Annotated in this window: 1 protein-coding gene; it reads left to right on the top strand. The window is 56.1% G+C overall.

Annotated elements, in window-relative coordinates; genetic code table 11:
* Positions 1–213 precede the first annotated feature (213 nt).
* The coding region (locus SB753_RS34980; protein WP_410804621.1) for a hypothetical protein at positions 214–421 on the top strand (208 nt) is incomplete at its 3' end.

Here is a 421-nt window from a genome sequence, read left to right as displayed (position 1 = left end):
GCTTTCGGGGTCTTCTTCCTGTTCGGCTTGTTTCCGGATCTCGACGCGTTTTCGAATGCCAGCGAGATGGTCGTCGTGCTGGTTCTGCCGCTATGGATGTTGTTGTTCGGATGGCAGATGCTGCGGCGCGCGCGAGCGTTGCCGGCACCATTGCAAGGCGCCGGCGCATCCACGTAACGCAACTCTCAAACGCATCTCAACACGGGACTGAATATGACTACCCTTATCGTGAGTTACCCAAGCACAGAAGGCGGGATGTTTGACCGGGAGTACTACCTTTCGACTCACGCTCGACTTGTCCGCTCAGCGTGGAGTGAGTTTGGTCTGCAATCAGCCGAAGTCCTGTTCCCATCACCAGATCCGCAACCCTTCGCATGCATAGCGATACTGCGTTTCAGCGATCAGGTCGGGATCAATATGG

The sequence above is a fragment of the Paraburkholderia sp. SIMBA_053 genome, assembly GCF_046534895.1.
Taxonomy (GTDB): Bacteria; Pseudomonadota; Gammaproteobacteria; order Burkholderiales; family Burkholderiaceae; genus Paraburkholderia; species Paraburkholderia caledonica.
This window is presented reverse-complemented; position numbering and strand designations above follow the sequence as displayed.